Origin of the sequence: Rodentibacter haemolyticus (assembly GCF_015356115.1) — a bacterium.
GTDB classification, from domain to species: Bacteria; Pseudomonadota; Gammaproteobacteria; order Enterobacterales; family Pasteurellaceae; genus Rodentibacter; species Rodentibacter haemolyticus.
In genome coordinates this window covers 996,998-1,021,894 of sequence record NZ_CP063056.1, presented here as the reverse complement: position 1 = coordinate 1,021,894, position 24,897 = coordinate 996,998, and the positions used below count along the sequence as shown (strand labels likewise).

The window sequence follows — 24,897 nt, the reverse complement described above, 5'->3', positions numbered from 1 at the left end:
TGGAAAGAACAAAACTTGATGGCATTTGCCATCAAGTTTTGATTTTATCGACCAAGATTATTCTTGTTCTTCCGTAGAATCTTCTTGGTTAATTTCGGTTTCTTGTTTTGGTGCCAAGTCTTTCATCGTTAAGCGGATACGACCCTGACGATCGATTTCCACCACTTTCACATTGACTTCTTGACCCAATTGAAGGTAATCACTCACTTTTTCTACGCGTTCTTCTGCGATTTGCGAAATGTGAACTAAACCTTCTTTGTTACCAACGATTGCAACAAATGCACCGAAGTCCGCTAAGCGGGTTACTTTACCTTTGTAAATTGCTCCCGCTTCCACTTCTGCTACGATTTCTTCAATGCGCGCCATCACGTTTTTCGCCGCATTGCTATCTACCGCTGCAATTTTCACGGTGCCGTCATCATCAATATCAATAGAAGTGCCGGTTTCTTCTGTCAGCGCACGAATTGTTGCGCCGCCTTTACCGATAACATCTTTGATTTTCTTCGGATCAATCTTCATTGTGTGAATGCGCGGTGCGTAGTCGGAAATATCGGCACGCGGTTCAGGAATCGCTTGTTCCATTACGCCGAGAATATGCATACGCGCACTTTTCGCTTGATTTAAGGCGATTTGCATAATTTCAGGTGTAATCCCTTCAATTTTGATGTCCATTTGAAGTGCGGTTACCCCTTCGCGTGTACCGGCAACTTTAAAGTCCATATCACCCAAATGGTCTTCATCGCCAAGAATATCGGAAAGCACCACGAATTTCTCTTCTTCTTTGACTAAGCCCATTGCGATACCGGCAACAGCAGCTTTAATCGGCACACCGGCATCCATTAATGCAAGAGAAGCGCCACATACCGATGCCATTGAAGAAGAACCGTTTGATTCGGTGATTTCAGAGACCACACGCACTACATAAGGAAATTCGGCAAGACTTGGCATTACTGCCGCTACACCGCGTTTGGCTAAACGACCGTGACCGATTTCACGACGTTTCGGTGAACCGATCATTCCTGTTTCTCCCACAGAATACGGCGGGAAGTTATAGTGGAATAAGAAGTGATCGGAACGCTCACCGGTTAATTCATCAATAATTTGCGCATCACGCTCAGTACCTAACGTAGCCACCGCCAATGCTTGGGTTTCGCCACGAGTAAAAATGGCAGAACCGTGGGTTCGAGGTAATACACCGGTGCAAATATCTAACGCACGCACGGTGTCCACGGTACGTCCGTCAATGCGTGGCTCACCGGCGATGATACGGCCGCGCACGATTTGGCTTTCAAGTGTGGTGAAAATATCAACGATTTTACCTTCGCTGATTTCTTCATCTTCCGCAGTGATTTGAGCGATCACATCCGCCTTAATCGCATCAATTTGCGCATAACGGGTTTGTTTTTCCGTGATACGGTAGGCATCGCCTAAGCGGGCTTCTGCAATAGCTTTCACTTTGTTGATTAAATCAATATTCGGCTCAGGTGCTACCCAATCCCAACGAGGTTTACCGGCTTCTGCAACAAATTCTTTAATCGCTTCAATGACGACTTGTTGTTGTTGATGACCGAATACAACGGCGGATAGCATTTGCTCTTCCGTTAAAATATCCGCCTCGGATTCAACCATTAATACGGCTTTATCGGTACCGGCAACCACTAAATCCAAACGGCTTTGTTTTTGTTCCGCCATGGTTGGGTTTAATACGAACTGATTATTGATGAAACCGACACGCGCCGCACCGATAGGACCGTTAAACGGCACACCGGATAACGAGAGAGCAGCGGAAGCGCCGATCATCGCCACTAAATCAGGGCTAATTTGCGGGTTAACGGAAACGACCGTTGCGACCACTTGAATTTCATTAAAGAAACCTTCAGGGAATAACGGGCGGATTGGTCGGTCAATTAAACGCGCGATCAATGTCTCACCTTCGGACGGACGACCTTCACGTTTGAAGAAACCGCCCGGGATACGGCCGGCTGCGTAAGTTCGTTCTTGATAGTTAACGGTTAAAGGGAAGAAATCTTGACCTTCTTTTACATCTTTTTTAGCAACCACGGTAACGAACACGCTGGTATCGTCCATGCTCGCCATCACAGCTGCCGTTGCTTGACGCGCAATCGCACCGGTTTCTAAGGTTACGGTGTGTTGACCGTATTTAAATTGTTTAACAATTGGATTCACAATGTTTTTCCTTCTTATATTTTAAAACAAGGCTTTATTTTCCAGATTGCGACTAACAAAAGAAATCTTCAAAAAATCGACCGCACATTGTAGGGGGGCAACAAATTGTCCACCTAAAATATCGTACTTGAAACGGTGGGCAAAAATTTGCCCACCCTACATAGCTTGGTGCGTTACGGCAAGCCTAAAGCACCATCAACACAATAAAAATCTCTTTTGATAGCCGCACGCTAATACAGAAAATAAAGCCTACGCATTATACAGATGTTTTGATGTGATTGGTAACTTTATTTCGCCCCGCCGACTTGCTATTATGAGGTAGTTTTTATTCACATATTCGCATAAGGAGAAAATATGATTATCGGTAGTTTAACCAACCCGAATTTTAAAGTGGGTTTACCAAAAGTGATTGCGGAAGTCTGTGACTATTTAACCGCATTGGATTTAAGCACGTTAGAGAACGGTCGTCACGACATTAATGATCAAATTTATATGAACGTGATGGAACCGGAAACCGCCGAATCAAGCAGTAAAAAAGCGGAACTACATCATGATTATTTAGATGTGCAAGTGTTGATTTGTGGCACGGAAAATATTGAAGTCGGCGCAACTTATCCGGATTTGGCTAAATACGAAGACTATAATGAAGCCGATGATTATCAGCTCACGTCTGAAGACATTGAAAATAAATTTACCGTAACATTAACACCCCAAATGTTTGCCGTGTTTTATCCTTACGAACCGCACAAACCTTGTTGTGTCGTAAACGGTAAGCCGGAAAAAATAAAAAAATTAGTCGTAAAAGTGCCGATTAAATTGATCTAATTTTATATTCTTAGTAAGAAAAGTGCGGTCAAAAAACACGAAGATTTTTGACCGCAGTTACTTATGTTATTTCCTTATAGAATCAAGAAAGGAAATAAATCTTTCCTTTTGTTCATTGTTTAAAGTATCCCATTGTAGATCAAAATTATTTTTAGGGAGTTGTTCTGAAGTAAGTTCTTCTGGTAAGCAGTCTTGGAAAAACCAGTTAATTGGAGTTCTTAAAAATATTGCAATATCAATTAGATGAGCAATATTAATTTTGCTTGCCCCACGTTCATAGCGTGATATTTGTTGTTGCGAAAGATTTACAAATTCAGAAAGCTTTTCTGCTGAAAGTCCTTGCTCTCTTCTTTTCTGCTGTATTCTTGCCCCGATCAATTTATCTGTGTTTGTAGATATTAATTGTGCCATTATCAATAAAGTTTTACTCATTTTTAGATATTTTGTCGGTTTTTAATGTTGAATGAAGTGCTATTAATAAGTAAAATGAAATAAAATTACTCATTAAATAACTAAGGATTTCATATATGGAATATAAATATTGTAAAGATTGTGGTGAATATTTGCCTGTAGATAGAGAACACTTTGGACAATATAAAAATAAAAGAAGTGATGGTTCAATTAAGGTAGCATACCGAAATTCTTGTAGAAAATGCATGGCAGCTAATACAGCCAAGTATCATAGAGAAAACCCTTTAGCTATGGCTGCTCGTATCAAAAGAAGATCCCAGCATATGGAGATTGCAGGTGGTAGCTACACAGAACAAGAAATAAGCATATTAAGAAATAAATTAAATGATATGTGTAGGTTTTGTGGGAAATCCTTGAATGGGGGAGGTGATATTGAGCATCTAACCCCTATTTCAAGAGGTGGTTCCAATAATATTAACAATTTGACCTTAAGTTGTCATAAATGTAATAAAGAAAAAACCAATAAAACACTATTTGAATATCTAGAATGGAGACAAGAACGAAAACTCCATATTAGAGATATTGAATATATAGAATTTCCTGATAATCCCTTATCTCCTAGAGGAAGACGTAGTTATAAGTAACAAAGCAGCGGTCAAAAATCTTCGTGTTTTTTGACCGCACTTTGTGTTTATTTCACAACCGTGATCGTCCACTTGGCATTACCAATTTGTTCAAAATCGGTTACATCATAGCCTTCTTCCGCAGCCCAAGCGGGGATTGCTTCCGTGGCTTGCGTACAATCAAATTCAATTTCTAAGCCGTCGCCTTTATTGAGTTTTGCCATTACTTCTTTGGCTTCAACAAGGGGGAAAGGGCAAACTAACCCAAGGGCAGGTAATTTAACAATCATTTTTTCTCCTTATATTAAGATGTTGCTGATTTTAGTCGTTGTGGGCGGATAATCGTGAAATAGGCTGCCACCCAAGTGCCAAGTACCATCAAGGGAAGGGATACCCAGCCTTGCCACGAGAAATAAGCGGTAGCGACCAATGCATTACCTATTGAGCAACCTCCGGCAAGGCTTGCGCCAATACCCATCAGTGTGCCGCCGAATGCACTTCGTACCATAGTTTGAACATCCGGCAAGCGAAGGCGAAATTCGTTACTGCCTTTTGCTGCGATAAATGAACCGATGAAGATCCCTAATACTAAGAACACACCCCAGTTAATAAATTTCGTATCATTGGTGATTAAGTATTGCATAATGTTTGCCGATGGCGTGGTAATACCTAATCCACCAATGCGCCCGGTTGCGACACTTAATGGCCAAGCGGCAAAAGCGATCAAACCGATTAAGATGGCGGAAACGAAGGGATGCCAACGTTTTTCAAAGAGTATATGTGCAATGCCGGTTTTTTTCGGTTTAAGCGAGGCGATTTTGGCTTGTGGTTTAGCGAGATGTTTATAGACATAATAGCCTGTAACAAAGGTTAATAAAGCAACGAACCACCAAGCTGAAATACCGACCGTTTCATAAATATTACGTTCGTCCACTTTTACGCTACGCATGGCACGGTTAGTGTCACCAAGCGGACCGGTACGCATTATCGCACTCAATAATATATACATAAATAATGCGACCCAACTCCCGATGAGTCCTTCCGCCACACGGTACCATGTCCCCGTGGCACAACCTCCGGCATAAATAATACCGATACCGAATAAGAAAGAACCGCTAATCACTGCCAGATATTCAAAATTTTTAGCGGGTTCGATATTCAACCAACCTATTTCTTTTAAAATAAAGAAACCGATAGATTGTACGGTGATTGCAATGAGCAAAGCGACAAACATTTTATTGCTTTTCGTCACATATAAATCGCGAAAAGCACCCGTAATACAAAAACGCCCGCGCTGCATGACAAATCCAAGCAAAACGCCGCAAAGTAATCCTGTTAAAAGCATTGATCCCTCCCAAAATAAACCGGAAAAAACGTAGGATTATTTTTAATTGGAGAGGGGAGAATATGCCAATAATTTTTGGTTAATTGATATGTGATTTTGGAATAAAAAGTGCGGTTAAAAATCTTGGGGAATTTTGACCGCGCTTTTTTCGATTAAAGAATATCGAGTAATTCCACTTCAAACACTAATGGAGAGAATGGTGGGATAGAGGCGCCGGCGCCACGTTCTCCGTAGGCCAATTCGTGTGGAATGGCTAATTTCCATTTTGATCCTACAGGCATCATTTGTAACGCTTCTACCCAGCCGCGAATAACGCCGTTTACCGGAAATTCAGCCGGTTGACCGCGTGCCACAGAGCTATCGAACACCGTTCCGTTTGGTAAAGTACCGATATAGTGAACACGAACTTTGTCGGTTGCGTTTGGTTTTGTGCCTTTGCCTTCGGTAATGATCTCGTATTGAAGACCGCTGTCGGTAATATTTACACCGTCTTTTTTGGCATTTTCGGCTAAAAACGCTTTGCCTTCTTCTTCAATCACTTTAAATTGAGCCTGCTGTGCCTCCGCCGCTTGTTGTTGAAGTTGTTGCACGGAAGTCATTAAGTCATTTATATCTAATGCCGGTTGATTGTGATTTAAGGCATCAAAAATACCCTTTGCCACCGCTTCAACCTTGATGTCCATTTGACTGTCAAGTAATTGCTGGCCGATTTGTAAACCGATCCCATAACTGCCTTTTTCAGAGATACTCTCTAATTTCACGTTGTTAAAACTCATTGTCATTTTCCTTTGTTAAAAAATTAGTTTTTATATGCCAAGATTTCGCCCATACGCACCGGCTCGCTCACCGTTAAATGATCGGCTAAGCGTACTTGGTTTTCTTGGAAGAGGTTAATTACGGTAGAACCGAGTTGGAACCAGCCCATTTCTTGACCTTTCGTTAATTTCACCGCATTTTCGCCCTCGTAAGTCCAAGTTTTCACGGTATCGTGACGTGGTGGATTAATTACGCCCGCCCAAGTCGTACCGATGCTGGCGGTGATGGTCGCGCCGACTAAAATTTGTACCATTGTGCCAAATTCCGTATCAAACACACAAATAACACGTTCGTTACGGGCGAATAAGTTCGGTATATGTTGGGCCAAAAACGGATTGACGGAAAATAACTCGCCCGGCACGTAAATCATTTTGCGTAATGTGCCGTCACAAGGCATATGAACGCGATGATAATCACGCGGAGAGAGGTAAGTGGTGACAAACTCTCCGTTTTTAAAGGTTTCCACCAAGGTTTCATCTTCCGCCAATAATTCTTCTAAACGGAAAAAATGCCCTTTGGCTTGTAGTAATCGGTTGTCATCAATATGACCGCATTCGCTGATCCGACCGTCTGCCGGCAAGCAAAGTGCGCTTGGGTTTTGATTAATCGGGCGGGCATTTTCTTTTAAAGGGCGAATAAAAAATTCGTTAAAACTGGCGTATTCGTTAAATTGTTCCTTTTGTGCAATACTCATATCAATATGATATTTCTTCGCAAAGACTTGAATGGCAAGATGAGTAATTTTTCCCCATTTTTGTTTGGCAAACCAACCTGCAAAACGGGTTAGATAAAATTGCGGCATCACGTATTGAAAGGCAATTTTTAGGCGTTGCCAATAAGAAATCCTGTTCATCATTGTTTTTCCTCCATAAAAATTAGGCGCTGATTATAGCAATTTTTGTCGTTCTTCCAACTTTTAAATTCTCTGCAAAACTTGACCGCACTTTTGTTGTAGTGAATTAAAATGGATACAGAGCAGTAAGCCGAAGACAATACAAGTAGTACGGCAAGACACAGCAATGCAGTAGCCATTTTTAAATTTAATTCACTATGAAGGGGGCAAAATAATCCCGCTTAGCTATTGTTCAATGAGGGTAAAAAGAGTATATTCAGCCCGAATTTTTTATTTTAGAAAACGGAGTTTTTATTATGTTCGGTTTATCCCCAGCGCAAATGATCATCTTGCTAGTGGTGATTTTATTGGTTTTTGGTACGAAGAAATTAAGAAATGCGGGTTCTGATCTTGGCGCGGCAGTGAAAGGATTTAAAAAAGCGATGCAAGATGATGAGCCGAAATCGAAAGATGCGGAATTTAAGTCAATTCAAGATGAATCGGCAAATACGACAAAATCTGAAAGCGTAAAAGATAAAGAACAGGCATAACCCGTGTTTGATATTGGTTTTTCCGAACTTGTTTTATTAATGATAGTGGGCTTAGTGGTGCTAGGTCCTAAACGTTTGCCCGTGGCAATCCGAACCGTGATGGGCTGGGTAAAAACAATTCGTGGATTAGCGGCGAATGTTCAAAATGAATTAAAACAGGAACTGAAACTGCAAGAGTTGCAAGATAGCATTAAAAAAGCGGAATCGTTGAATTTGCGAACGCTCTCTCCTGAATTGGGCAAAACCGTTGAAGAATTAAAAATCCAAGCGAATAAAATGCGTGCGGAGTTAGAAGCGAAAGCTGCAGAAGCCGGCACTACGGTGGAAGAGCAGATTAAAGAAATCAAAAGTGTGGCTGGAAATGCGGATAAATTTACCGAACCTTCGGTTTCCGAAGAAATCCTAACTTTAAATGAAAGAGGGGAAATGACCGAAGAAAAAACCGCTTCGGATTTGACCGCACTTGAAGCCCACGAACAAGCGGAACTGACCGAACGTTTATCCGATTATTATCCGCCGGATGATATAGAAGTTACTCCGGCACAAAAGTCCCAATCATAGCGAGCTTTTTATGAGTAGCGTGGATGAATCTCAACCTCTTATCAGCCATCTTGTCGAATTAAGAAACCGACTACTGCGTTGTGTGATTTGCATCTTGGTTGTTTTTATCGCCTTGGTGTATTTTTCCAATGATATTTACCATTTCGTTGCTGCCCCCTTAACAGCGGTTATGCCAAAAGGGGCAACGATGATAGCAACCAACATTCAAACCCCTTTTTTCACACCGATTAAATTAACGGCAATTGTCGCTGTATTTATTTCCGTCCCTTATTTACTTTATCAAGTTTGGGCGTTTGTTGCGCCGGCATTGTATCAGCATGAAAAGCGAATGATTTATCCGCTGTTGATTTCCAGCACGGTTTTATTTTATTGCGGTGTCGCATTTGCCTATTACGTGGTGTTTCCTTTTGTATTCGGTTTTTTCACCCAAACCGCACCGGAAGGCGTTGCTATTGCAACGGATATTAGTAGCTATCTTGATTTTGCGTTAGCGTTATTTCTTGCTTTCGGCGTATGTTTTGAGGTACCGATTGCGATTATTTTGCTTTGTTGGACCGGCGTTACTACGGTAAAAGCCCTTTCTGAAAAACGCCCTTATATTATTGTTGCCGCATTTTTTATCGGTATGATCTTAACGCCGCCGGATGTTTTCTCGCAAACCTTACTTGCCGTACCTATGTGCTTGTTATTTGAGATCGGTTTGCTAATCGCACGTTTCTATCAGCCAAAAGAAGATGAAAGTGCGGTTGAAAATTCGGAAGAATTGAAAAAATAGCATAAGCAAAACGGGAGGCTTCCCCCTTTCTCGTTATAAGTAGTCAATAAAAGGATGATAAGATGACCCAACAAATTTTTACCGGATTCCCAACCCGCCGTTTACGCCGTTTACGCAAACATAATTTTAGCCGCCGTTTGGTTGCGGAAAACAAGCTGACGGCAGATGATTTAATTTATCCCGTATTTATTTTAGAAGGAGAGAATTATCGGGAAGCCGTGCCTTCTATGCCGGGCGTGGAACGTTTAACTCTCGATCAATTACTTATTGAAGCCGAATTATTGGTGAAATATGGGGTGCCTGTGATCGCCCTGTTTCCTGTTATTGAGCAGGATAAAAAATCTTTGATGGCAGACGAAGCTTACAATCCGAAAGGTTTGGTTCAACGCGCAGTACGCGCTTTAAAAGCCGCTTATCCGGAGTTGGGCGTGTTGACCGATGTAGCGCTCGATCCTTATACCATTCACGGTCAAGACGGTATTATTGATGAAAACGGCTATGTATTGAATGACATCACGACTGATGTTCTTATTAAACAGGCTCTTTCCCACGCAGAAGCGGGAGCGGATATTGTCGCGCCGAGCGATATGATGGACGGACGCATTGGACGTATTCGTCAGGCTTTGGAAGAAAAAGGTTCCATTAATACGCAAATTATGGCGTATTCTGCGAAGTATGCCTCTAACTATTACGGACCCTTCCGCGATGCGGTGGGCTCATCGGGTAATCTAAAAGGCGGCGATAAGAAAACCTATCAATTGGATCCGGCAAACGGTGATGAAGGCTTACAAGAAGTGGCATTAGATTTGCAAGAGGGGGCGGATATGGTGATGGTTAAACCGGGAATGCCGTATTTGGATATGGTCTATCGGGTGAAAAAACATTTCGGCGTGCCGACTTTTGCTTATCAAGTTTCAGGTGAATATGCAATGCATATGGCGGCAATTCAAAACGGTTGGTTGAAAGAAAAAGAATGTATTATGGAATCCTTGCTTTGTTTTAAACGGGCTGGGGCGGATGGCATCTTAACTTATTTCGCAAAACAGGTGGCGGAATGGTTGTATTTGGAAAACAAAAATAAATAGCGATTTGTCACTTTTACTAGTGAAATTAAATTCAATCTAATAAAATCGAGATTTTTTTAGAAAAAATCTCGATTTTTCTTTTTTCTTCATTTTTTCTATAAAAAAATCGTTGCAATACTGGTTTAGTCATTGCATATTGTTTTTGAGCCGTTCCCAACGGTTATTAAAGAAAAAAAGCAAACACACAACATCAATAATTAAGAAGGAAACATAATATGTCAACAGTTGCATCCTTAGACGCATTCTTAGCAAAAGTCGCTCAACGTGATGGTCACCAACCTGAATTTTTACAAGCAGTTCGAGAGGTTTTCACTTCTATCTGGCCATTTTTGGAAGCAAACCCTAAATATCGTTCAGAAGCGTTATTAGAACGTTTAGTTGAGCCTGAGCGAGCATTCCAGTTTCGTGTCGCATGGACTGATGACAAAGGACAAGTTCAAGTAAACCGTGCATTCCGCGTTCAATACAATAGTGCGATTGGCCCATATAAAGGCGGTATGCGTTTTCATCCGTCCGTCAACTTATCTATCTTAAAATTTTTAGGATTCGAACAAATTTTCAAAAATGCGTTAACCACATTGCCGATGGGCGGTGGTAAAGGCGGCTCGGATTTTGATCCTAAAGGCAAATCTGATGGCGAAGTGATGCGTTTCTGTCAAGCACTGATGGCGGAATTATATCGCCATGTCGGTTCTGATACGGACGTTCCTGCGGGAGATATCGGTGTAGGTGGTCGCGAAGTAGGTTATCTTGCCGGTTATATGAAAAAATTATCCAATCAAGCCGCCTGTGTATTCACCGGTCGCGGTTTGTCTTTCGGCGGGAGCTTGATTCGCCCGGAAGCAACCGGTTACGGTTTGGTTTATTTCGCACAAGCCATGTTGGCAGAAAAAGGCGATAGCTTCAAAGATAAAGTCGTTTCTGTTTCAGGTTCCGGCAATGTGGCACAATATGCTATTGAAAAAGCCTTGGCATTGGGGGCGAAAGTGATAACTTGCTCGGATTCTTCAGGTTATGTTTATGATCCGGAAGGCTTCACTTCTGAAAAATTAGCCGCACTTTTAGAGATTAAAAATGTAAAACGTGGTCGTGTGAAAGATTACGCAGAACAATTTGGTTTACAGTATGTTGAAGGCAAACGCCCTTGGGAAGTGAAAGTCGATATTGCACTGCCTTGTGCGACTCAAAATGAACTTGAAATTGAGGACGCCAAAGTCTTGATCGCAAATGGCGTAAAATTAGTTGCAGAAGGGGCGAATATGCCGACTTCCATTGAAGCAACCGATGCATTCTTAGAGGCTAATGTGTTATTCGGACCGGGTAAGGCAGCGAATGCCGGCGGGGTGGCAACCTCCGGTTTGGAGATGGCGCAAAGTTCACAACGGTTATACTGGACTTCAGAAGAAGTGGATGAAAAATTGCACCGCATTATGCTTGATATTCACGCAAACTGTAAAAAATACGGTACTGTTGCAGGTCAGGAAAATATCAATTACGTCGTTGGTGCAAACGTAGCCGGTTTTGTGAAAGTAGCGGACGCAATGTTGGCACAAGGCGTATATTAATCATAAAAAACGCTTAGAAATGACCGCACTTTGATCTGCACCCCAAAATCTGGACAGATAATTTAACTTAAATATTGAGTCCTGTAATCCACAGGGCTCAAATTTTTTAAACCTAATTTAATCCGTTTCTCATTGTAATAACGAATATAACGGTGAAGCGCCTGCTCCAACTCATCAATATGACTAAATTGTTTAGGGTAAAAAGCTTCTGATTTCAATAAACTAAAGAAACTTTCCATTACCGCATTATCATAGCAATTACCCCGACGACTCATACTCTGAATCGCATAAGGCGTGCCATCTTCTCTAAGAAGCAATTCCCGCCAACGTTTCAGCCCATAAAGCGTGCCTTTCACTATGGATTATCGGTAAATCTTCCCGGCTTAATTGTGCCAAGGTTTTCTTGAGCATACCGCTCACCAAGGCAAAGGAAGGTCGTCTCCCTATTTGATAGGCGATAATTTCTCTATTCGCCAAATCCATCATCGGTGATAAATACAACTTTTCTTTCCCCACCCGAAACTCGGTGACATCCGTCACGAATTTCTGCTTCAGTTTCTTCGCACTAAAATTGCCGGCCAGAAGATTCGGGGCAACGTAGCTTGTTTTCCCGCCTTTCCTACAACGTTTCACTTTGACACAAGAGCGAATATTCAGGGCTTGCATATGTGAAAGCACGGTTTTACCGCTTAGAAAAAGCCCTTCCTTACGTAACTTCACCCGTAACATCCGATAGCCGTCCCTCCCTTCATTATCTTGATGAAGCTGTAAAATTCGCTGTCGAATCCGGGTATTATCCTGCGCAGTCGTTTTATAGTAATAAGTTGAACGGGATAAGGACAGAATTTGCAATAACAGGGGCAAGCGATGCCTATGTCTTAAGGCATTCACTATGACCCTTTTTTCCTTTTGACTTTCTGCTCCCGCAAGGCTTTTAACTTTTTTAGCACATCATTTTCCGCTTCAAGGTATTCTATTCGTTTTAAAAGCGCATTTCTATCCGTCAGGTCTTTGACCGTCTCCGAACCATCATATTTTTTCATTTTTTGTGAATATCCCTTATTAGGTTGGCGAATAAGCCCGTTCATACCTTGTTTTTGGAAACGTTGCAACCAATTTACGATAGAGGCATGGCTTGAGATATGGTAGCGTTCTGCCGCTTCTCGGATACCTAATTGGTCGTTTCCTATCATTTTAACGATGTTTAATTTAAAGTCTGTTGAATAATGTTTGCCCATAAAAGAATCTGCTCCTTAATTTGTTGGTTTGAATGTCCAACTTTTGGGGAGCAGATCAAAGTGCGGTCAATTTTGATCGCTCTTTATCATTTAAAAGGTACCTGTTTCATAAATAGTTTTCGTTTTACTCTTATAAATTCATTTCTGATTTTTTCTAATAATGAGGCTTTCTTTTGGTTACCGGAAACCGCTGCACGACCTTTCTTCAAACTACTTTCAAAGGGGACGCTATTGATAATAAAATCTTGAACACAAATTGCTGGTGAAAGTTGCATAATCTTATAATCTTTTAAGTTCAAAAAATCTTCAAAAATTAGTGAATCAATCGCAAGTTCAAGTGGTTTATTTTTCACCTGCTCAAGTAAATATTTCGCCCCTTTATGCGTAACGGTATAACCTGCCGTACCTGATTGTTTAAAGGTCAGAGGATAAATATTTCGTCCACACTTTATCACTGTCGGCTTTTTAAAAATCATTTTGCCATTGGCTTCTAATTTCAGCACATCAACATCCAGAGGAAGATAATCGACCTCTAATAATGCCTTGACATTTTCACCCAAATGAATGTCATCCTCAAAGATATTAATATAATCCAGATCATTTTCTAGTGCGAAATTCCATAGGGCGATATGGCTTAATGCACAAGCAATCTCGCCGTCCGACAATTTTGCCTTGGAAGAGCGATCAAGGGTGATGCTAAATTGTTTAGCGATTTCTTCAATGCGTTCAGGTGTAATCGCATCAAAGAATACAAAAGGAATATTTTGCTTACCAAATTCTTGTTCAATATGTTTTCGGCGTTTTGTCTCTGTGGTTAGGCTAATAACGTAATTGTGTTGTTTTGTATTGTATTGTGCATAAAATCATCCTAAATATAAAAACACACCAGCATATTATCGAAAAATGCGGTTAAAAATCACGTTGAATTTTAACCGCACTTTGACTGAAATTAAATATTGTGTGCTAAACGATATTCCACTAAATCTTCAATCGTTAAGACCACATAGCCAAATTTTTGGGCAAATGCAATGATTTCGGGGGCGCGTGCCATCGAGCCGTCATCATTAGTGATTTCACAAATCACCCCGGCAGGTTTAAAGCCGGCAAGTCGAGCAAGATCTACGGAAGCCTCGGTATGTCCACGGCGTGCCAATACTCCGCCATTTGTAGCGCGAAGTGGAAAAACGTGCCCCGGTCGATGTAAGTCTTGCGGTTTTGCGCCGTCTGCGATCGCAGCTTGAATCGTGGTTACGCGATCGGCTGCGGACACACCGGTAGAAACTCCTTTAGCGGCTTCAATCGTCACAGTAAACGCCGTTTTATTAACACTGCTGTTATTCTCTACCATCGGCGGTAAATCAAGCTGCTGGCATAATTCTTCAGTGATACATAAACATACAATACCGCTACCGTAACGAATTAATTTTGCCATTTGTTCTGATGTGATGGTTTCGGCTGGAAAGATTAAATCACCTTCATTTTCGCGATCTTCATCGTCCAATACCAATACACCGTTGCCATTCTTGAATGCGTTGATAGCATTCAGTACACGTGCTTCAGCGGTTGCGCCGAATGGGGATAAAATTGACTGATTCATCGTAATTTCCTTTATTTCTTAGATTAAAATTAACCAGAATCAGGGCTGAGAAATACAAATAAAAAGAACGGGTTGGGAATCCAATCCGTTTTATTCTCTTTCATCCAGACTTTACTGTCGGCTTTGGAATTTCACCAAATCTGCTAACCTTAAAAGTAAAAGCGGAACAATTTCACAAGAAAATTTAACTAAAAATTGACCGCACTTTTAAGCGCTCGTGGGCTTTACCACCGGTAGGGAATTTCACCCTGCCCTGAGAATGCGGGACTAAGTATAACGTAAAATGCGGAGGTGCAAAATCAGAACGTGAAAAATATTTTCATTTCGCCTACAATAGCGACACTCAATTTTGTGCAATAAAAAAGTGAACTATGTCTGCAGCGAAAGAGAAAAAAGTCGGTGTTATCTTTGGAAAATTTTATCCTGTCCATACCGGTCATATTAATATGATTTATGAAGCATTCAGTAAAGTTGACGAATTACACGTGATTGTGTGCAGCGATACCGAACGTGATTTAAAACTGTTTTATGACAGTAAAATGAAGCGAATGCCGACAGTGCAAGATCGACTGCGCTGGATGCAGCAAATTTTCAAATATCAGAAAAATCAGATTTTTATTCATCATTTAATTGAAGACGGTATCCCAAGCTATCCGAACGGTTGGCAATCTTGGAGTGATGCGGTAAAAGTTTTATTTAAAGAAAAAGGATTTGAACCTTCCGTTGTATTCAGTAGCGAACCGCAAGATAAATCCCCTTATGAAAAATATTTGGGTTTGGAGGTTTCTTTAGTGGATCCTGACCGCACTTTCTTTAATGTATCTGCGACGAAAATCCGCACAACCCCTTTTCAATATTGGAAATTTATTCCGAAGGAAGTACGCCCGTTCTTTGCGAAAACCGTTGCTATTTTAGGCGGTGAAAGCAGTGGAAAAACCGTGTTAGTCAATAAGCTCGCTGCCGTTTTTAATACGACTTCCGCCTGGGAATACGGGCGTGAATTTGTGTTTGAAAAACTGGGCGGTGATGAGCAGGCGATGCAATATTCCGACTATCCGCAAATGGCACTTGGACATCAACGTTATATTGACTATGCCGTTCGCCATGCACACAAAATTGCTTTTATTGATACGGATTTCATTACCACGCAGGCATTTTGTATTCAATATGAGGGTAAAGCTCACCCTTTCTTAGATTCAATGATTAAAGAATATCCGTTTGATATCACTATTTTGTTGAAAAACAATACTGAATGGGTGGATGATGGCTTACGCAGTTTAGGGTCGAAAAAACAGCGTCAGCAGTTTCAGCAGCTTCTCAAGAAATTGTTGGATAAATATAAAGTTCCTTACATTGAAATTAACTCGCCAAGTTATTTCGAGCGTTATAACCAAGTGAAATCAGTCATTGAAAAAGTGTTAAACGAGGAAGAATTGGACGATTTACAAAACGGTCCGACAGTTTTAAAGAGTAAATGATATGATTCTATTCGCCGGCGACCCTCATGGCAGTTATGAGCATCTCTATCCTTTCGTTAAAGCAAATGACGATGTTGCCCTGATTATTCTGGGTGACTTACAGCTTTCTTCGCCTGACGAATTAGAAAAATTGGCACGATATTGTGATATTTGGTTCATTCATGGCAATCATGACAGTAATACCGTTGCCGCTTTCGATGCAATTTGGGGGAGTGAATGGAAAACACGGAATTTACACAACCGTGTAGAGAATGTTCAAGGCGTGCGCATTGCAGGTCTCGGCGGCGTATTCCGTGGGCAAATTTGGATGCCGCCAAATCGCCCGATGTTTTTTGATCCCATTCATTATTGTCAATACAGTTCACAAGAAAAAATCTGGCGTGGCGGCGTACCATTACGCCATCGCACCTCGATTTTCCCTTCCGATATTGAAGTACTTGAGAATAAACAAGCCGATATTTTAATTTGTCACGAAGCACCAAAACCGCATCCTATGGGATTTCAGGTGATCAATGATTTAGCCGAAAAAATGGGAATAAAACATATTTTCCACGGCCATCATCACGATAATGTGATTTATCAAACAAAATATGCTTACAAAATCACAAATGTCGGATTCCGTAGTTTAGCGGACGTCAACGGGCAATATTTGCTAAAAACGATTGATAACAGAGAAGGCAGATAAAATACCGAATAATGAGACATCAAAAAAAATGAGAGAATTAAGATAATATAAAAATAGAAATGGCGCACCCGAAAGGATTCGAACCTTTGACCGCTCGGTTCGTAGCCGAGTACTCTATCCAGCTGAGCTACGGGTGCGTAGTCGTCTTTTAATTATTCATCACCATTCTAAGAAGATAGAGCCGTTTTAAAATGGCGCACCCGAGAGGATTCGAACCTCTGACCGCTCGGTTCGTAGCCGAGTACTCTATCCAGCTGAGCTACGGGTGCAGAATAAATAAAAGCACAAATGGCGGTGAGAGAGGGATTCGAACCCTCGATGGAGTTTTTGACCCCATACTCCCTTAGCAGGGGAGCGCCTTCAGCCTACTCGGCCATCTCACCACAATCGGTGTGTGGGCGGTATAATACGTTTTTTTAAAAAGATGTCAAACCCTTTTTTGAAAAAGATAATTCAGTTGAATATTTTATCTTCATATTGTGTAAATAAAGTGCGGTTATTTAAAACATTGTTTTTTCTAACCGCACTTTTATTGTTTAAGAATTATTCTTATTTTATAAAAAGTATGTTGTAAATTTGTGATCAATCTCTCATTTCTGAAAATTCACTTCAAATTATTGTTGAATATTAATTTTTCACTCCGTAATATAGCCTCATCTTATTAAACGCCTTAGTGCTGATCTTCTCTGTTTTGGAGTTCATTGCAATTCATACCAAATTTATTAATGCTGTAATAAAAGAAAAGGGATTTCGTGCGATTCACAGTATTGATTTCTCTTTCAATTTAAAAGCGCCCTTCAATGTTGTTTTAAAGATAGGCAAATTATTAATCTCTCAATGAGGTGCTATATGAAAAAATCAACTTTATCTGCTGCAGTATTAGCTGCGATCTCATTTGCTGCATTTTCAGCGGCACAGGCTGCCCAATACCCGGATTTACCAATCGGAATCAAAAGCGGTGCAGGCGCTTTAATCAATGATACGGTTTATGTAGGGTTAGGCACGGGTGGTAACAAATTCTTCTCATTAAACTTGAAAGAAAAGGATGCGCAATGGCAAGAAATTGCAGCATTCCCCGGTGGCGATCGTAACCAACCTGTCGCGGCCGCAATTGATGGCAAATTATACGTGTTCGGTGGTTTACAAAAAAATGAAAAAGGCGAATTACAGTTAGTAAATGATGCCTATAGTTATAACCCGGCAGATAACACTTGGACAAAACTTCCGACACATTCACCACGTGGTATTGTGGGCGCAAGTGCGGTGAGTTCTCAAGATAAAATTTATTTAATCGGTGGCGTAAACGAAGCTATTTTTAACGGTTATTTCCAAGATTACACAGCTGCAGGTGATGATAAAGCAAAACAAAAAGCGGTGATGGATCCGTATTTTGATCAACGTCCTCAAGACTATTTCTTCACTCCGGAATTATTCAGCTATCAACCGGCAACTAATAAATGGTACAACGAGGGCGTATTCCCATTCCCACCACGTGCCGGTGCAGCATTTGCTATTAAAGGCAATGATCTTCTCGTTATAAATGGTGAAATCAAACCGGGATTGCGTACTGCCGCAACAGAGCAAGGAACAATTACTAAAAAAGGCGTGAAATGGAAAGCCTTGGGTGATTTACCGGCACCAAAAGGTCAGACACAAGATGGGTTAGCCGGTGCAATGGGCGGATATACCAACGGTTATTATGTGGTAACCGGCGGAGCGAACTTCCCTGGCTCAACTAAACAGTTCAAAGAGGGGAAATTATTTGCTCATCAGGGATTGAAAAAAGCATGGCATAAAGAAGTGTATGCACTCAACAATAACAAATGGAAAATTATTGGTGAGTTACCGGCAGGTATCGGCTATGGAGTGAGCATCGGCTATGACAATAAAGTGTTGCTGATCGGTGGTGAAACCGACGGGGGTAAGGCATTAACAACGGTGCAAACCTTAAGTTATGACGGCAAAACATTAACCATTGAATAATCACTCTTTCTTTATTACGTAGTTAATTTCAATCAACCATGAGGAAATCATTATGAAAAAAACAATTATTGCTTTGGCTGTTGCTGCAATGGCTGCAAGTTCTGCCGCAAATGCTGTTGTCGTTTATGAAAATAAAGATCTTGGCACGAAAATTGACATTGATGGCCGTGCCAGCTTAGAACTTCGCAATGAAAAAAATAAACGTACGGATCTGTACGATGAAGGCTCTCGCTTTCGCGTTCGCGCCTTCCAAGAGATTGGTCAAGGATTTTCAGCATTAGCTGCCGTTGAAATGCGTTTTTCAAGTGGTGGTAATTTCGCCAATGATTTACATGCTAAACGTGTATTCGGGGGATTTACTCATCCTGAAATCGGTACGCTCACCTTTGGTCGTCAATTAACCTTAGGGGATCACATTCCAAAAGCAAATTATACTTACGAATGGGGTGGTAACGTATTCTTAGATCAACATAAAAAAGCGGTACACTTTATGTCTGCTAAGTTTGCCGGTGTTCGTTTTGCGGCGGATTATTATATCGGTGTTCGAGATCAAAGAAGTTAAAGTAAAAGATGCAAATGGAGTAGAAAAAACCGTGCGGAAATCAAGCGGTAACTCCGTTTGGGATGAAGGTCAAGGCTATGGTGTCGGTTTATTCTATGATGGAAAATGGGACGATATTGCGGTTCGTTTCGGTTCCGGCTATACCAAAGTGAAACAATCTGATACAGGTTTTAAAACTGACGAATATGATTTAGTTCGTGCCGGTGTAGGTTTTGATGTCACTTATAAATTGGTTAGCGTCGGTTTAGATTGGGCTTATGGTAAAGCGAATAAAGACCACGATTCAAAAAATATCGGCTTCCAAAAAATCGCTAATGCGGGCGGGCCTTTCAACAAAAATAATCGCTTCCAATTGGGCTTAAAAGTACAGGTTACACCAAAAAATGCGGTTTATTCCGAATACTATTTTGCTCAAGCACAGAAAGCAAATGTTGCTGAGAAATACAAAATGCGCGGTTGGATGATTGGTGCTGACCATAAATTTAATAAATTTGTTTCTGTTTACCTTGAAGGCGGTTCCGGACAGGTGAAACACTCTGCTTTAGCTGATGGTAAATTTAAAAATCATCGTTTAGTGTTAGGTACACGTATTAAATTCTAATAAAAATAATTGCTGCTAGTAAATTTCGGCTAATCATTCTCTATTGTGATTAGCCGCTTTTTTATGTATTGAGGTATAGTAAAAATTAAAAAAAAATAGTTTCAATTTTTACCGAGTTAATCAAGAGATAGAAATTATTTCACAACTTAGAAAAGCCAAATTAAAGATAGGGAAATAAAGAAAATATATTGATAAAAATATTGAAGTAAATCCATAAAATAATCTCTATAGGCATAATTTAACTCAATTTAGGAAAATTAATCTATTTATGAAAAATTTAATGATCTTGTTTATAAAAATCCTTTAAATAAAATCATTCTCTACTATTTAATAAAACAACATCTTTATCTACTATACATAAAATTAAACCACCCTAATCAGGGTGGTTTTGTTTTAGTGAGCGATAAGGGGGAATCAGAATCGATATTCCAATTTTCCTAAAACATTGGTTTGTTTTAGCTTAGCTTGGGATAACGCTTGGCGATAACTGACTTGTAAGCCAAAGGTTAAATTTGATGTAACATTCACTGTTGCCGCCACCTTATAAAGCATAGCATTTCCCAATTTACTTATCGCAAAGGTTTCACTTTGATTGACTGTTGGGGCAATAATTAATTTCGGATTATTGCTATGGTTATATTCATAGAATACCCCTGCTTTTAAGGCTAATTTTTCCCCTTTCCAATTCAAATATGTCCCCAGTTGCTGGGTAAATACACGGTAGTTTTGACTATCAATTTTCCAACCGTTTTCTCTATCTTTCACATTATTATGCAGATATTGATAACTCAAAGCTGTTGTTGGGGTGAAGCTGAATTTTCCAAATGGAATATCATAACCCAATTGTCCGAATAACTGGAATTGATATGCTTTAACGGAGCTTATCTCTTTTTGTTGGGCAGTAGAAATATCCCCACGGTGATGATGATAGCCTGCTCCAACTTTAAATAACCAATTATCCCAACGATTATTTAAAGCAGCTAATGCAGAAACCGTTTTATATTTGGCTTTGCTGTATCCGTCCGCCGCTTGCGGTTCAACATTTTGCTTGCTAAAGGCAAGTGCGGAATGCAGTTCGCTATGCTCGTCGAGAGAAACATAACCGCCTAATAACGTGGTATTTTGGGAAGACTTATAATGATATCCATAATTTGTAAAGCCGAGATCATTGTGATAACGGTGTTTGGTATGGGATTGAATAACATAAAGCCCGTGCTTGTGTTTTAAATCAAGATTATCTTGGAACATTCCCTGAATGAGATTACCTTGATGATAAAGTGCAGTGTTAGACACAATATAAGAAGGGACTTGGGCTAACACGGCAGGTCGGCTTGGTTTTGTTGAAGAAGGTTCCTGTTCAATAGGCTCAACAGGTTTTTCCACCACTGGTGGTGTTGCTTCAGCCGATTGAATAGGTTTCTCTACCACAGGTGGGGTTGGCTCAACAGGTTTAGGTTTTCTAATCACGGGCTCTAACGGTTGACCAGTTTCATCAATCATCATATTTTGTAAGCGGAAATCGGTAAAATCAGAATTAGCCGTTTCACTCATTTGGTTATCTGCGGCCGCTGACATGCCTGCTTCAACACTAACAAGCGTCAACGGGTGTAAACCCGCACTCCGTTCTAGGCTAAGAACCCGACGTAATGCCAATTTTTGTAACCCGTTAGGATCTTTAACTTGGATAAGCGAAATACCCTCATCGGCATCATAACGCCCGTTATTGTTACTATCGGAATTACCTAAGTGGGTATTTAATAATTGAATATCCACAGGAATAGGTTGATCGCTTTCTAACTTACCTTTAATTAATACTTGATCGTGCCGCCAATTCTTAATTTGTTCACTATCATTATTCACCGTCAATATAAAGCTCCCCCCTTGGTTATTCAAATGATTAAGCGTTAATCGATTACCATTAAATTCTTGTGGGCTCGCAACGTACAGGGTCGGTTGAACACGACTACCTTGTGATAACGTTAATGTTCCGCCTATCCCACCCTGCCCTGTTAGAACAGAATTACCTGAAAAACTGACCGCACTTTGGTGAATATTGCCATTTAACTCAAAAATACCGCCGGTAACTTGCGTTTTTCCTGTGTGGTTTAATTCACCGCTGACTTTGGCATAACCATTACCCGTTTTAATCAAATGCCCTTCACCTTCCGTATTCGTATTGAGTTGTACCATTTGATCCGATTCAATAGAAAGTATTGCATTTTCCGCTAAGGAAATTTTTTGCGTATTTAATACGGCATTATTTTGTAAACTCACTTGGCTGTCAGAGGCTAAATGGATCTGTTTCGCCTGATGTTGATGATCGGCATAAACTAAGCGACCTTTTTTCACTTCAATTTGATTAAGTCGGCTATTTCCTTCCAAGATTAACGTACTTTGAGCTTCTGTCGGTTGATAATTTAAATTAAGCTCCCCCTGATTATTCCCCACTTTTCCTACAATACGGTGTTCACCATTAAGCTTATAAGTAAAGGTTGCAGCGGTTGCAGCCTGATTAACAATATTTCCCGTAATAATCGGTGAACGTAATCCTTGCTCTTCAGTATTTGCCTGTGGGGCAACGGTAAGATCACGGCCGTATAAATCGAGAGTTCCTTTTTCAAGATTGATTTTGCTAAGATCAAGTTGCTCGTTATCTGCTAACCGTAAAGTACCGTTTTCTTTCACCAAGACGGAAGCATAAGCCTGTTTTTCACCGGCCGCATTGGCTTGTTGATTGAGTGTGGCAATGCCTTCACGAACCTCTAAATGAGCGGGATTGATCCCCTCCCCCACTTTAACCATTTCACCATCACCAATTTTGTAATAAGTTTCTTCCTCAATACTGTTGAGTGAAACATTTGGGTTTGAGGTATTGCGGCTGTCTCGGTAAATCATATTACTTTTCCAAAACAGTTCTTGAAGGTTAAATCGGACAAATTTTGCGTTTTCACCTTGAACCTGTTCATATAACAAACCGATATCGCCATTTGGTAATTCAGTTAAACTATTATAAGCATAAGTACCTTCATCAATCGTGGTATGATATTTCCATTCAATCGAACCGTCCGGCTGAACTTCACCCAACCAAGCCCGCCCGTTTCTACGTGTACTTGCGTGTGGGTTTGCAAATACCAAATACTCTTTACCATCAATAAGTTTGGAATAATGGATAACGGACATTTGCGAATAAGGATCAAGCAAAGCAGCCTCTCTTAAACGAGCACTTTTATCCCAAGTCATCCCCCCGTCATGACTGGTAGAAATAATCACAGCGCCTGTACGGTTACGAGAGAACATCTTAATATCACCGTTGTTCATTTCAACAACTTGCGATTCGGTGATCTCTTGTTGGTTACTATCAATATAGCGAGATCCACCCATTTCATCAAAGTAAGCATCATTAGGAGATTCGCCACGTTGCCAGGTTTTACCGCCATCGGAACTGATAATCACGGCTGCGGATTGTTTGTTCTGACGGTTAGTATAATAAACAGGAATCATAAGATTACCATTTTTCAGTTGAATCCCCGTTCCCGGCCCTGTTCCAAGAAAACGCATCCAATCTGCTTTAACTTGGGTTGTAATATCAACAGGATTCGCCCAAGTTTTACCGTTATCATCGCTATAAGTCATCCATAAATAACTGGTGTAGTGAGCGTTGAACGGACCACTATCGTTACCCGTTCGTTTGGAACGTAGAAAAATATTACCCTGCCGTTCATTGGTACTGATTTTAATAATATCACCGAGATCTTTAAATGAACGTGTAGCATCACCTTCCACTACGACGCGATAATCTAAGGCTTCTCCGGCTGCGTTATGAATGATACCGCCTTCACGCACAGTATATCTTGCTCCATTGACATCGGTTAGCATTCGATACCATTTACCATTGACTTTAATATGCCCGGTACCTTCAGATTCATAACTTGCTTGCGAATTATTAAACATTCCAAATAAAGCTTTTGATTCCGGGAACATATCAAACATCATAAAAATTCGACCGCTCTTTTTATCTTGAGTCATCACTCCGTCAATGACTAAAGCGGAGTCAGCCTCACCGAGCGGAGTATAAGGCTGGGTCGCCAAATCCATTACAACTTGATCTTCTTGCCAAGTTATACCGCCATCTAAACTACGGCGAATAGCTAAATCAATATTTCCCCAGTCACTGGCGTGTTGGTTCCGTTTATCAATCGCTGCGATGACCACGCCATCTTTAGTGGTAAATAAACCGGGAATACGATAACTTCTTGCTCCGCCTTGCCCGGGTTTAAATAATTCTTCTTTTTCACTCATAAACGCTCCCATATTGGTTCGTTTTTCATGTAAAAAAGCGAGTTTTTCTGCATTTTTCTGAATATCAACTCTTTGACGCTCGACAATATCCGAATGCAAGCGAGCCACCGCTTCATCGGATAATACATCATCGGTTGCTCCCGCATGATAAATCGAGCCTGAGAAATTATTGGCAGGATAGCTTGCACGCGTCAGTGAGCCTAATGTTGCCGTTGTTAAACCTGAAATATCTTCAAAAAATTTGGATTGATTGGTACTTTTTTGTAATTGACCATCGACATAAATTTTGATGGTTTGATTGACTTTATCAAAAGCGTAGGTAACAGTTCTGAATTCATTGGTAATCGGCAATTCCGGTGTAACCAATTCATTATTTGGAATTAAGCGTGTATTGGTATCGGTTCGTAATTCCACCCCATATTGTACTTTATTGCCTTTGGTATTCACATAAAAAGAGGCATAACGTACATTAGATGTCGGATCGCTGACCCCTAATAAATTATTAAAGCCGCCATTAGGTTTTACGCGAAATGTCACCGTACCGGATCCTAAACCAAACACTCCTTTGTCTCTAAATTGCTGAGTTACATCAATAGGTCTATCAAAATTTTCCAAACTCGAGAAATCTAAAATACCGGTTGAATGTACCGCCTCGACAGGATTTACGGTAAAAATCGCAGAAGAAATTAGAAGAGATAATGCGGTTTTTTTGAAAAATGTTGACTTTTTCATAGAGTTGCTCCTTACGTAACATAAAATGGTTAAAAAGAAACCAAAATTATTATCGGCTGAATGTTGCAATACTCCAAAAAGAAAACAATAATGAAGTTTTAATTTTGTGATAGATCTCTCAAAATTATTTTGAATGAATTGATATC

At 40.5% G+C, this 24,897-nt stretch carries 23 protein-coding genes, 3 tRNA genes, 1 pseudogene and 1 riboswitch; of the genes and pseudogenes, 12 read left to right on the top strand and 15 right to left on the bottom strand.

Going from position 1 to position 24,897, the window contains the following annotated elements; genetic code table 11:
• Positions 1 to 57: 57 nt before the first annotated feature.
• The gene (gene pnp, locus IHV77_RS04890) at positions 58 to 2,187 is read right to left on the bottom strand and encodes a polyribonucleotide nucleotidyltransferase (RefSeq protein WP_194812979.1); all 2,130 of its coding nucleotides are present in this window, start codon (positions 2,185 to 2,187) and stop codon (positions 58 to 60) included.
• A 354-nt stretch (positions 2,188 to 2,541) separates the two neighbouring features.
• On the opposite strand from pnp, the gene nanQ reads away from it, so the two are divergent.
• Positions 2,542 to 3,012 (top strand): N-acetylneuraminate anomerase, encoded by a 471-nt coding sequence (gene nanQ, locus IHV77_RS04885; protein ID WP_194812978.1) that lies wholly within the window; start codon positions 2,542 to 2,544, stop codon positions 3,010 to 3,012.
• A 66-nt stretch (positions 3,013 to 3,078) separates the two neighbouring features.
• Here nanQ and IHV77_RS04880 read toward each other — a convergent pair whose 3' ends face one another.
• Complete coding sequence (locus tag IHV77_RS04880) at positions 3,079 to 3,423, bottom strand: helix-turn-helix domain-containing protein (protein WP_194813227.1); 345 nt, start codon at positions 3,421 to 3,423, stop codon at positions 3,079 to 3,081.
• Between the two features lie 116 nt (positions 3,424 to 3,539).
• On the opposite strand from IHV77_RS04880, the gene IHV77_RS04875 reads away from it, so the two are divergent.
• Positions 3,540 to 4,067: an HNH endonuclease gene (locus IHV77_RS04875; protein ID WP_194812977.1), complete on the top strand. Its 528-nt coding sequence runs from the start codon at positions 3,540 to 3,542 to the stop codon at positions 4,065 to 4,067.
• 47 nt (positions 4,068 to 4,114) lie between these two features.
• Here the strand turns inward: IHV77_RS04875 and IHV77_RS04870 are convergent, their stop codons facing one another.
• The 4 genes from IHV77_RS04870 to asd all read right to left on the bottom strand — a co-directional run bounded on the left by IHV77_RS04870 (position 4,115) and on the right by asd (position 7,063).
• The gene (locus tag IHV77_RS04870; RefSeq protein ID WP_194812976.1) at positions 4,115 to 4,336 is read right to left on the bottom strand and encodes a sulfurtransferase TusA family protein; all 222 of its coding nucleotides are present in this window, start codon (positions 4,334 to 4,336) and stop codon (positions 4,115 to 4,117) included.
• A gap of 14 nt (positions 4,337 to 4,350) precedes the next feature.
• On the bottom strand, positions 4,351 to 5,391 hold the full coding sequence (locus IHV77_RS04865; RefSeq protein WP_194812975.1) for a YeeE/YedE family protein: 1,041 nt from the start codon (positions 5,389 to 5,391) through the stop codon (positions 4,351 to 4,353).
• 152 nt (positions 5,392 to 5,543) lie between these two features.
• Positions 5,544 to 6,167, bottom strand: coding sequence for an FKBP-type peptidyl-prolyl cis-trans isomerase (locus IHV77_RS04860; RefSeq protein ID WP_408635284.1), 624 nt, complete (start codon positions 6,165 to 6,167; stop codon positions 5,544 to 5,546).
• A 23-nt stretch (positions 6,168 to 6,190) separates the two neighbouring features.
• On the bottom strand, positions 6,191 to 7,063 hold the full coding sequence (gene asd, locus IHV77_RS04855) for an archaetidylserine decarboxylase (protein ID WP_228550040.1): 873 nt from the start codon (positions 7,061 to 7,063) through the stop codon (positions 6,191 to 6,193).
• A gap of 293 nt (positions 7,064 to 7,356) precedes the next feature.
• Between asd and tatA the strand changes: the two genes are divergently transcribed.
• The 5 genes from tatA to gdhA all read left to right on the top strand — a co-directional run bounded on the left by tatA (position 7,357) and on the right by gdhA (position 11,576).
• Complete coding sequence (tatA, locus tag IHV77_RS04850) at positions 7,357 to 7,590, top strand: twin-arginine translocase TatA/TatE family subunit (protein ID WP_194812973.1); 234 nt, start codon at positions 7,357 to 7,359, stop codon at positions 7,588 to 7,590.
• Between the two features lie 3 nt (positions 7,591 to 7,593).
• Entirely contained in the window at positions 7,594 to 8,151 is a 558-nt protein-coding gene (tatB, locus tag IHV77_RS04845) for a Sec-independent protein translocase protein TatB (RefSeq protein ID WP_194812972.1), read from the top strand.
• A 10-nt stretch (positions 8,152 to 8,161) separates the two neighbouring features.
• A complete protein-coding gene (gene tatC, locus IHV77_RS04840; RefSeq protein ID WP_194812971.1) occupies positions 8,162 to 8,926 on the top strand; it encodes a twin-arginine translocase subunit TatC in 765 nt (254 codons plus the stop codon).
• A 62-nt stretch (positions 8,927 to 8,988) separates the two neighbouring features.
• Positions 8,989 to 10,011: a porphobilinogen synthase gene (gene hemB / locus IHV77_RS04835; RefSeq protein ID WP_194812970.1), complete on the top strand. Its 1,023-nt coding sequence runs from the start codon at positions 8,989 to 8,991 to the stop codon at positions 10,009 to 10,011.
• A gap of 215 nt (positions 10,012 to 10,226) precedes the next feature.
• Positions 10,227 to 11,576, top strand: a complete 1,350-nt coding sequence (gene gdhA, locus IHV77_RS04830) for an NADP-specific glutamate dehydrogenase (RefSeq protein ID WP_194812969.1) — start codon at positions 10,227 to 10,229, stop codon at positions 11,574 to 11,576.
• A 62-nt stretch (positions 11,577 to 11,638) separates the two neighbouring features.
• On the opposite strand, the gene IHV77_RS04825 is transcribed toward gdhA, so the two are convergent.
• The 5 genes from IHV77_RS04825 to ribB all read right to left on the bottom strand — a co-directional run bounded on the left by IHV77_RS04825 (position 11,639) and on the right by ribB (position 14,411).
• Positions 11,639 to 11,893, bottom strand: coding sequence for an IS3 family transposase (locus IHV77_RS04825; protein ID WP_194811622.1), 255 nt, complete (start codon positions 11,891 to 11,893; stop codon positions 11,639 to 11,641).
• Positions 11,883 to 12,467 carry a DDE-type integrase/transposase/recombinase gene (locus IHV77_RS04820; protein WP_194812933.1) on the bottom strand — a complete coding sequence of 195 codons (585 nt, stop codon included), beginning with the start codon at positions 12,465 to 12,467 and terminating at the stop codon, positions 11,883 to 11,885. The genes IHV77_RS04825 and IHV77_RS04820 overlap by 11 nt, the downstream gene beginning before the upstream one ends.
• On the bottom strand, positions 12,467 to 12,814 hold the full coding sequence (locus IHV77_RS04815; protein ID WP_194812934.1) for a helix-turn-helix domain-containing protein: 348 nt from the start codon (positions 12,812 to 12,814) through the stop codon (positions 12,467 to 12,469). Before IHV77_RS04815 ends, IHV77_RS04820 begins: the two co-directional genes overlap by 1 nt.
• A gap of 86 nt (positions 12,815 to 12,900) precedes the next feature.
• Positions 12,901 to 13,638, bottom strand: a complete 738-nt coding sequence (locus tag IHV77_RS04810) for a glycosyltransferase family 25 protein (protein ID WP_194813225.1) — start codon at positions 13,636 to 13,638, stop codon at positions 12,901 to 12,903.
• Positions 13,639 to 13,763: 125 nt separating this feature from the next.
• On the bottom strand, positions 13,764 to 14,411 hold the full coding sequence (gene ribB, locus IHV77_RS04805; protein WP_194812968.1) for a 3,4-dihydroxy-2-butanone-4-phosphate synthase: 648 nt from the start codon (positions 14,409 to 14,411) through the stop codon (positions 13,764 to 13,766).
• 88 nt (positions 14,412 to 14,499) lie between these two features.
• Positions 14,500 to 14,676: riboswitch (FMN riboswitch) on the bottom strand.
• Between the two features lie 4 nt (positions 14,677 to 14,680).
• Here ribB and nadR point away from each other — a divergent pair.
• Positions 14,681 to 15,889 (top strand): annotated as a pseudogene (gene nadR / locus IHV77_RS04800) (multifunctional transcriptional regulator/nicotinamide-nucleotide adenylyltransferase/ribosylnicotinamide kinase NadR); the annotation flags it as partial.
• Position 15,890: 1 nt separating this feature from the next.
• A complete protein-coding gene (locus tag IHV77_RS04795) occupies positions 15,891 to 16,574 on the top strand; it encodes a metallophosphoesterase family protein (RefSeq protein WP_194812966.1) in 684 nt (227 codons plus the stop codon).
• Between the two features lie 60 nt (positions 16,575 to 16,634).
• On the opposite strand, the gene IHV77_RS04790 is transcribed toward IHV77_RS04795, so the two are convergent.
• The 3 genes from IHV77_RS04790 to IHV77_RS04780 all read right to left on the bottom strand — a co-directional run bounded on the left by IHV77_RS04790 (position 16,635) and on the right by IHV77_RS04780 (position 16,957).
• Positions 16,635 to 16,711: transfer RNA gene (locus tag IHV77_RS04790), tRNA-Arg, on the bottom strand.
• A 55-nt stretch (positions 16,712 to 16,766) separates the two neighbouring features.
• Positions 16,767 to 16,843 (bottom strand) — tRNA-Arg (locus tag IHV77_RS04785).
• 20 nt (positions 16,844 to 16,863) lie between these two features.
• Positions 16,864 to 16,957 (bottom strand) — tRNA-Ser (locus IHV77_RS04780).
• Positions 16,958 to 17,423: 466 nt separating this feature from the next.
• On the opposite strand from IHV77_RS04780, the gene IHV77_RS04775 reads away from it, so the two are divergent.
• The 3 genes from IHV77_RS04775 to IHV77_RS11855 are packed head-to-tail and all read left to right on the top strand — an operon-like array spanning position 17,424 to position 19,720.
• Positions 17,424 to 18,557 carry an N-acetylneuraminate epimerase gene (locus tag IHV77_RS04775; protein ID WP_408635283.1) on the top strand — a complete coding sequence of 378 codons (1,134 nt, stop codon included), beginning with the start codon at positions 17,424 to 17,426 and terminating at the stop codon, positions 18,555 to 18,557.
• A gap of 52 nt (positions 18,558 to 18,609) precedes the next feature.
• Positions 18,610 to 19,119 carry a porin gene (locus IHV77_RS11860; protein WP_228550039.1) on the top strand — a complete coding sequence of 170 codons (510 nt, stop codon included), beginning with the start codon at positions 18,610 to 18,612 and terminating at the stop codon, positions 19,117 to 19,119.
• Positions 19,097 to 19,720, top strand: coding sequence for a porin family protein (locus IHV77_RS11855; protein ID WP_228550038.1), 624 nt, complete (start codon positions 19,097 to 19,099; stop codon positions 19,718 to 19,720). The genes IHV77_RS11860 and IHV77_RS11855 overlap by 23 nt, the downstream gene beginning before the upstream one ends.
• Before the next feature lie 414 nt (positions 19,721 to 20,134).
• Here the strand turns inward: IHV77_RS11855 and IHV77_RS04765 are convergent, their stop codons facing one another.
• Entirely contained in the window at positions 20,135 to 24,751 is a 4,617-nt protein-coding gene (locus tag IHV77_RS04765; RefSeq protein ID WP_194812964.1) for an exo-alpha-sialidase, read from the bottom strand.
• Positions 24,752 to 24,897 lie beyond the last annotated feature (146 nt).

What these genes read in the sequence shown, in the direction of transcription:
- nanQ (WP_194812978.1), top strand. Translation starts at nt 2,542, where the DNA reads ATGATTATCGGTAGTTTAACCAACCCGAATTTTAAAGTGGGTTTACCA.
- IHV77_RS04880 (WP_194813227.1), bottom strand. Translation starts at nt 3,423, where the DNA reads ATGGCACAATTAATATCTACAAACACAGATAAATTGATCGGGGCAAGA.
- IHV77_RS04875 (WP_194812977.1), top strand. Translation starts at nt 3,540, where the DNA reads ATGGAATATAAATATTGTAAAGATTGTGGTGAATATTTGCCTGTAGAT.
- IHV77_RS04870 (WP_194812976.1), bottom strand. Translation starts at nt 4,336, where the DNA reads ATGATTGTTAAATTACCTGCCCTTGGGTTAGTTTGCCCTTTCCCCCTT.
- IHV77_RS04865 (WP_194812975.1), bottom strand. Translation starts at nt 5,391, where the DNA reads ATGCTTTTAACAGGATTACTTTGCGGCGTTTTGCTTGGATTTGTCATG.
- IHV77_RS04860 (WP_408635284.1), bottom strand. Translation starts at nt 6,167, where the DNA reads ATGAGTTTTAACAACGTGAAATTAGAGAGTATCTCTGAAAAAGGCAGT.
- asd (WP_228550040.1), bottom strand. Translation starts at nt 7,063, where the DNA reads ATGATGAACAGGATTTCTTATTGGCAACGCCTAAAAATTGCCTTTCAA.
- tatA (WP_194812973.1), top strand. Translation starts at nt 7,357, where the DNA reads ATGTTCGGTTTATCCCCAGCGCAAATGATCATCTTGCTAGTGGTGATT.
- tatC (WP_194812971.1), top strand. Translation starts at nt 8,162, where the DNA reads ATGAGTAGCGTGGATGAATCTCAACCTCTTATCAGCCATCTTGTCGAA.
- hemB (WP_194812970.1), top strand. Translation starts at nt 8,989, where the DNA reads ATGACCCAACAAATTTTTACCGGATTCCCAACCCGCCGTTTACGCCGT.
- gdhA (WP_194812969.1), top strand. Translation starts at nt 10,227, where the DNA reads ATGTCAACAGTTGCATCCTTAGACGCATTCTTAGCAAAAGTCGCTCAA.
- IHV77_RS04815 (WP_194812934.1), bottom strand. Translation starts at nt 12,814, where the DNA reads ATGGGCAAACATTATTCAACAGACTTTAAATTAAACATCGTTAAAATG.
- ribB (WP_194812968.1), bottom strand. Translation starts at nt 14,411, where the DNA reads ATGAATCAGTCAATTTTATCCCCATTCGGCGCAACCGCTGAAGCACGT.
- IHV77_RS04795 (WP_194812966.1), top strand. Translation starts at nt 15,891, where the DNA reads ATGATTCTATTCGCCGGCGACCCTCATGGCAGTTATGAGCATCTCTAT.
- IHV77_RS04775 (WP_408635283.1), top strand. Translation starts at nt 17,424, where the DNA reads ATGAAAAAATCAACTTTATCTGCTGCAGTATTAGCTGCGATCTCATTT.
- IHV77_RS11860 (WP_228550039.1), top strand. Translation starts at nt 18,610, where the DNA reads ATGAAAAAAACAATTATTGCTTTGGCTGTTGCTGCAATGGCTGCAAGT.
- IHV77_RS04765 (WP_194812964.1), bottom strand. Translation starts at nt 24,751, where the DNA reads ATGAAAAAGTCAACATTTTTCAAAAAAACCGCATTATCTCTTCTAATT.